The sequence below is a fragment of the Vibrio nigripulchritudo ATCC 27043 genome (assembly GCF_000222685.1).
GTDB classification, from domain to species: domain Bacteria; phylum Pseudomonadota; class Gammaproteobacteria; order Enterobacterales; family Vibrionaceae; genus Vibrio; species Vibrio nigripulchritudo.
The window spans coordinates 1-6,076 of record NZ_AFWJ01000120.1; the positions used below are offsets into that span (position 1 = coordinate 1).

Here is a 6,076-nt window from a genome sequence, read left to right on the forward strand (position 1 = left end):
ACATGGAGTGTCCCTCAAGGTACGGATTTAGGTGGCTTTGATGACCACGCAACCAAAATAATGGTGATTGTATTACAAAAGGAAATGGCTTCAGAGCTGGTGCTGATAGGCGGATTTGAACCGCCGACCTCACCCTTACCAAGGGTGCGCTCTACCGACTGAGCTATATCAGCACTTTATATGAGTTGGAGCGGGCAGCGGGAATCGAACCCGCATCATCAGCTTGGAAGGCTGAGGTAATAGCCATTATACGATGCCCGCAACACGTAACTCTGTGAGCTATTTCCTTAGGAATATGGTGGAGGGGGACGGATTCGAACCATCGAAGGCAGTGCCGGCAGATTTACAGTCTGCTCCCTTTGGCCACTCGGGAACCCCTCCAAATTTTTAAAAACTTTCTCTCGCTCTAATCAAGAGGGAGAAAGTGGTGCCGACTACCGGAATCGAACTGGTGACCTACTGATTACAAGTCAGTTGCTCTACCTACTGAGCTAAGTCGGCACACGAGTGGAGCGAATTCTATTGAATGATTTTGTACCTTGCAATAGAAAATTGAAAAAAAATGCAAATTTCCCTTAACTTGAGGTTAATTGCGCACAAATTCGTCAGATTTTCATGACTGACGCTCAATTATTGGCATCCAAATCGTTTGCATCTCGCCTAGCATAGTGTATTGTCACTCTCCCAGATTTTTATGGATTCTGAATACGTTATGAGCCCTTACATGTCTTTTAATCGTCAACAATGGTCAGAGTTGCGCAACTCTGTGCCAATGACGTTATCGGAAGAAGATTTGAAGGAGCTTCAGGGTATTAATGAAAGCCTGACAATGAAAGAGGCGGTAGAAATCTACTTACCTCTGTCTCGTTTGCTGAATCTTTATGTTGAGGCAAGACAAAGCCGCAACTCAGTATTGCATCGCTTTCTTCATCAAAAAGAGCACGCGCCACCATTTGTCATTGGTATTGCTGGGAGTGTTGCAGTAGGGAAAAGCACCACTGCCAGGCTTCTCAAAGCACTTCTCTCCCGTTGGGAAAACCACCCTAAAGTTGAGCTGATCACCACTGATGGGTTTCTTTACCCAAATAAGGTGTTAAATGAAAGTGGTTTAATGCAGAAGAAAGGGTTTCCAGAATCTTATGATATGAAGAAGCTGGTTCAGTTTGTTTCTGATGTAAAGGCTTGCAAGCGCAATGTCAAAGCATCGGTATATTCACACCTCACTTATGACATTACTAAAGAAGAGAAAGTGGTCGACCTACCCGACGTGTTGATCATTGAAGGGCTTAACGTGCTGCAAAGCGGCATGGATTACCCTCACGACCCTCATCGAGTGTTTATCTCAGACTTTTTGGATTTTTCTCTATTTGTAGATGCTACACCTGAGATGATTCAGACCTGGTATGTTGAGCGCTTTATGAAATTCCGCCAGGGTGCTTTCACCAAGCCTGGCTCTTACTTCGGACACTACACCAAGTTGTCTCAAGATGAAGCTCTTGATAAGGCCAAGAGTATCTGGCAAACCATCAATGGTAAAAACCTAGAGCAGAACATTTTACCTACCCGTGAACGCGCCCAGCTCATTTTGCAGAAAGGCAAAAATCACATGGTGGAAAAAGTTCTGCTTCGAAAATAGCTTATTCCGCACCTCTCAATGAGATCTCTCCGCCAATAAAGGTTTCTACACCGTTTTCAGTCTCAATAAGAATGCCACCTTGTTCATCAATGCCTTTGGCGATACCTTTTAACTCTTTTGGTCCCATTATCAGTTTAACCGGACGATCCAGAAAGTTATCTAACCGATTCCATCGTTCAACAAAGCCTTTCATCCCATTCACTTCATAGTCATTGAGCGAGCGCTCCCAGGCGGTAAGAATGGCCGATGCCAGAGCATTCCTATCGATATTTTCATTCGGCAGAATCTGACCAAGAGACGTCCACGGTTGAGTGATGTTTTCTGTAGAATCTGGCATTGCAATATTAAGCCCCATGCCAATCACTAGGTTTGCAGCAGCACCGGCCTGACCCGAAATTTCGACCAGAATACCCGCGAGCTTTTTGTCCTGATAGTAAAGATCGTTCGGCCACTTGAGCTTCACGCCATGAATGCCCAATGACTCAAAAGCCTCCACCACAGAAACGCCAACCACTAAGCTCAGCCCCATGGCTGCAGCCATGCCTGCTTCCAGCCGCCAGAACATAGAGACATAAAGGTTACTGCCAAAAGGAGAGACCCACTGACGACCTCTTCGACCTCTCCCCTGACTTTGATATTCAGCCAGACAAGCATCACCACTATTAAGTTCATGTGTTCGTTCGAGCAAATATTGGTTTGTCGACCCAATAACAGGGAATACTTTCAGTGAACGCTGGGAGCCACTGCTGAGCAATGCTTCATCCAGTAGTGATAGAGGTGAAGGCAGCCGATAGCCTTTCCTCTGAACGCTGTAAACGTCTAACCCAAGCTCTTGGATGCTCTTGATATGTTTACTTATCGCCGCTCTTGAAATACCAAACTTCTCGCCCAGTGCTTCACCAGAATGAAACTCGCCATCAGCCAATTGTTTAATGATGTTGTATTTCACAGAATCAACTTTCATGCAGCTTCTCCAGACACTCTGTTAAGTTGGTTTCTTTATGACTACCAATAAATCGGACTTCATGCTCCAGACGAATTTGATACTTCTCTTGAACTTTGTCTCTGACCAAAGCGGCGAGCTTAAGAATATCACGGGGTGTGGCGTTATTGGTGTTGACCAGTACCAACGCTTGATCTGGGTGAACCTGAGCTCCGCCAACCTCAGTTCCCTTTAATCCGGCATGATCGATTAACCAGCCAGCCGCTACTTTTACTTGTTCACCGACGTTATACCCCACCATCTCTGGGTACAGTGCTTGCAGCCGATCAAACTGATCTTTGGAGATCACAGGATTTTTAAAGAAACTCCCGGCATTGCCCAACAAAGCAGGGTCTGGCAATTTGGAACGACGAATATCGCACACTCGTTCAAATATCTTTCTTGCTGTTCTACTTCCGGTATCAAGTGCTTTCAAAGGACCGTATTCCACATTAGGTTTCCAATCCTTTTTTAAGAGAAACCCTACAGCAACAACCGTCGCTTTATCTTTCAAGTTTTTCTTAAACACGGAATCCCGATAACCAAACTGACATTCTTCGTTACTGAGCCGGATAACCGAATCAGACTCGTGACAGTAGTAATCCACATACTCACAGACATCTTTCAATTCGACACCATAAGCACCTATGTTTTGAATAGGCGCAGAACCAACGCAACCAGGGATCAACGCCAGATTTTCTAAACCTGAATAGCCTTGCTCCAGCGTCCACTCGACAAATTGTGGCCAATCTTCTCCACCACTAACGTGTAGGTGAAAGTACTCTTCGCTTTCCGTGACAGATTTCCCCATTAGCTGGTTAAGAAGAACAACACCTCTGAAATCTTCGGTAAACAAGACATTGCTGCCTTTTCCCAGCATTAGCTTGGATAATGGTTTCAATTCCGGGTGGTTAAGCGATTTTCGAAGATCACTAACAGAAGTAATTTTGACCATATATTGGCAATGTACTTCCAGACCAAAAGTATGAAACGGTTTAAGGCTTTGGTTTTGGTATATCTGCATAGTATTTAGAGGTAAAATTCGGCTGTTTCGCATTTTACCTTAACTATTCAGAGAGCGCAGTGACGAATGAGTGAGCTAGAAGTCAAAATTCTGGACCCGATTCAATTACCTTTGGTTAAGCGCCTATACAAGCAACATTATTCTTCAGCTAAACCTAAATCCGACGAACTCACGCTAGTCGGGTACTTAAGTGGAAATATGATAGCGGCTGTTCGGTTTAGAACCATCGAGGATTTTCGGTTATTAACTGGAATGGTCATTGCCACAGAGCATCGCAAGAAGGGCTTCGGTAGCATGCTTATGGCACATTGTAGAAATAATGTATTGGAACCAAATGACTACTGCTTTGCTTACGAGCATTTGGAAAACTTCTACCAAAGTCACGGATTCGTTACGGTTTCCACAGAAGCACTTCCCGGTTCACTAAAAAGTTTGTTTACTCGTTATAGTAATAGCGGTAAAAAACTCAAAGCTATGAAATATAACGTGTAACATTATTTACCAGATCACTCGGTTGTCTGGTCAAGGTGGTCCGACTTTTGGTAAAATGGACGATTAGCCATCAATCATTTACAGAAGGTAATACCTCTCACATGATCGCAACTAGGAATCTAATTAAGACACTTCCAACCATTGCGCAAGATCCAGATTCTTTTGATGTTCTGTATTCAGCAAAAGCGTTTCGTGAACACCTGTTAAGTGCGATTGAACAAGCGACGCAGCGTATCTATATTGTCGCTCTCTACCTAGAAGATGATGACGCGGGTAGAGAAATTCTGACGGCTTTATATAAAGCCAAACAAAAGAACCCTGAGCTAGACGTCAAAATATGCGTTGACTGGCACCGCGCTCAAAGAGGGCTTATTGGTGCTGAAGCCTCTGAAGGCAACGCCGCTCTTTATAAAAAGTTTGCGGAACAATTCGAAGAAACCATTCCTGTATACGGAGTCCCTGTTCGCGGTAGAGAAGTCTTTGGTGTCCTTCACTTGAAAGGATTCATCATAGATAACTCTGTCATCTACAGCGGAGCTAGCCTCAACAATATCTATCTCAACTTTAAAGACAGATACCGGTTTGACCGCTACCACGTTCTCAATAACGAATATCTAGCAAATTGTATGGCGAGCTACATCGAAAATTCGATGATTCAACACCCAGCCGTCAACAACCTGGCTTGTACCCAAAAGCCAACAACGAAAGATATAAAGCCAGCCATTCGTCAACTGCGCTCGTCTCTTGCACAGAGCCAGTACGAGTTCAGCCATCAAAATGTTGATTCTGAACATGTCGCTGTGACTCCGCTAGTAGGGGTCGGTAAGCGTCGTAACAAACTCAACCAGTGTATTAACCATCTGGTAGCTCAGGCGAAAGATGAAGTCTTTATTTGTACTCCTTACTTTAACTTCCCTAAAAGCCTAGCAAGGCAGATAAAGAAAGCGATTAAGCGTGGAGTAAAAGTCACCATAGTTGTCGGTGATAAGACGGCTAATGATTTCTATATTCCGCCGGAAGAAGAGTTTAAGACCATCGCAGGTCTTCCTTACCTTTATGAAATGAACTTGCGCCGCTTTGCTAAGGTAAACGAAGCTCATATAGCAAGCCGAAAGCTAAACATTCGGGTTTGGAAACACGATTCCAACAGCTACCACTTGAAAGGCATCTGGGTAGACAAGCGCTACATGCTTATCACAGGTAACAACTTAAACCCGAGAGCTTGGAAACTGGATCTAGAGAATGCCATTTTGATTCAGGATCACTTTAGTCACTTAACCGCTAAATTTGATCAGGAAGTGGAAAACATTCTTGAGCATACGGAACTGATTTGTACTTATCGTCAATTAGACAAGATAGAAAATTACCCTTCCGAAGTGCAGAAGCTTATCCGTAAAATCACAAGAGTTAGTGCAGATAAGATACTCAAACAAATCCTTTAATAAAAAAGCCCAGCGTAAAGCTGGGCTTTTTTATACCTGAACCTATCTGGGCTTCAACAACTCTCAGTCATTACAGAGGCATTGAAAGGTATCAAAAGAGATAATTTAGACTTACATAAACAAGAAAGCCCGCTGAAATCAGCGGGCTTCTTAATAGTGGCGGAGAGATAGGGATTTGAACCCTAGATACGCTATTAACGTATGCCGGTTTTCAAGACCGGTGCTTTCAACCACTCAGCCATCTCTCCACAAATTGTCACTAAAACTTAGTCTTATATTACAATGCTAATTTTTAGTTTTGCCTTCTAGGCAAGAAATCAAAGCCTGGCGATGTCCTACTCTCACATGGGGAAACCCCACACTACCATCGGCGCTATTGCGTTTCACTTCTGAGTTCGGCATGGAATCAGGTGGGTCCACAACGCTATGGTCGCCAAGCAAATTCTTTAATCTGGAAAGCTGTTTTTTTAGTTCTGATTCTTACACATTCAATATTCTTA

5 protein-coding genes, 5 tRNA genes and 1 rRNA gene are annotated in these 6,076 nt (G+C 43.8%); 3 read left to right on the top strand and 8 right to left on the bottom strand.

Going from position 1 to position 6,076, the window contains the following annotated elements:
* Nucleotides 1-97: 97 nt before the first annotated feature.
* The 4 genes from RH89_RS11920 to RH89_RS11935 form a co-directional block, all read right to left on the bottom strand.
* Nucleotides 98-173, bottom strand: a tRNA-Thr gene (locus RH89_RS11920).
* A gap of 13 nt (nt 174-186) precedes the next feature.
* Nucleotides 187-261, bottom strand: a tRNA-Gly gene (locus tag RH89_RS11925).
* A 35-nt stretch (nt 262-296) separates the two neighbouring features.
* Nucleotides 297-381 (bottom strand) — tRNA-Tyr (locus RH89_RS11930).
* A gap of 44 nt (nt 382-425) precedes the next feature.
* Nucleotides 426-501 (bottom strand) — tRNA-Thr (locus RH89_RS11935).
* 211 nt (nt 502-712) lie between these two features.
* Here RH89_RS11935 and coaA point away from each other — a divergent pair.
* The gene (coaA, locus tag RH89_RS11940) at nt 713-1,636 is read left to right on the top strand and encodes a type I pantothenate kinase (RefSeq protein WP_004402123.1); all 924 of its coding nucleotides are present in this window, start codon (nt 713-715) and stop codon (nt 1,634-1,636) included.
* 1 nt (nt 1,637) lies between these two features.
* Here coaA and birA read toward each other — a convergent pair whose 3' ends face one another.
* Nucleotides 1,638-2,600 carry a bifunctional biotin--[acetyl-CoA-carboxylase] ligase/biotin operon repressor BirA gene (gene birA, locus RH89_RS11945; RefSeq protein ID WP_004402124.1) on the bottom strand — a complete coding sequence of 321 codons (963 nt, stop codon included), beginning with the start codon at nt 2,598-2,600 and terminating at the stop codon, nt 1,638-1,640.
* The gene (gene murB, locus RH89_RS11950; RefSeq protein WP_038145691.1) at nt 2,590-3,642 is read right to left on the bottom strand and encodes a UDP-N-acetylmuramate dehydrogenase; all 1,053 of its coding nucleotides are present in this window, start codon (nt 3,640-3,642) and stop codon (nt 2,590-2,592) included. The genes birA and murB overlap by 11 nt, the downstream gene beginning before the upstream one ends.
* A 66-nt stretch (nt 3,643-3,708) precedes the next feature.
* On the opposite strand from murB, the gene RH89_RS11955 reads away from it, so the two are divergent.
* Nucleotides 3,709-4,134: a GNAT family N-acetyltransferase gene (locus RH89_RS11955; RefSeq protein WP_004402127.1), complete on the top strand. Its 426-nt coding sequence runs from the start codon at nt 3,709-3,711 to the stop codon at nt 4,132-4,134.
* A gap of 101 nt (nt 4,135-4,235) precedes the next feature.
* Nucleotides 4,236-5,576, top strand: a complete 1,341-nt coding sequence (gene pssA / locus RH89_RS11960) for a CDP-diacylglycerol--serine O-phosphatidyltransferase (RefSeq protein WP_004402129.1) — start codon at nt 4,236-4,238, stop codon at nt 5,574-5,576.
* Between the two features lie 157 nt (nt 5,577-5,733).
* On the opposite strand, the gene RH89_RS11965 is transcribed toward pssA, so the two are convergent.
* Together RH89_RS11965 and rrf are read right to left on the bottom strand one after the other, a co-directional pair.
* Nucleotides 5,734-5,824, bottom strand: a tRNA-Ser gene (locus RH89_RS11965).
* Nucleotides 5,825-5,898: 74 nt separating this feature from the next.
* Nucleotides 5,899-6,014: ribosomal RNA gene (rrf, locus tag RH89_RS11970) — 5S ribosomal RNA — on the bottom strand.
* Nucleotides 6,015-6,076: the final 62 nt, after the last annotated feature.

What these genes read in the sequence shown, in the direction of transcription:
- coaA (WP_004402123.1), top strand. Translation starts at nt 713, where the DNA reads ATGAGCCCTTACATGTCTTTTAATCGTCAACAATGGTCAGAGTTGCGC.
- birA (WP_004402124.1), bottom strand. Translation starts at nt 2,600, where the DNA reads ATGAAAGTTGATTCTGTGAAATACAACATCATTAAACAATTGGCTGAT.
- murB (WP_038145691.1), bottom strand. Translation starts at nt 3,642, where the DNA reads ATGCAGATATACCAAAACCAAAGCCTTAAACCGTTTCATACTTTTGGT.
- RH89_RS11955 (WP_004402127.1), top strand. Translation starts at nt 3,709, where the DNA reads ATGAGTGAGCTAGAAGTCAAAATTCTGGACCCGATTCAATTACCTTTG.
- pssA (WP_004402129.1), top strand. Translation starts at nt 4,236, where the DNA reads ATGATCGCAACTAGGAATCTAATTAAGACACTTCCAACCATTGCGCAA.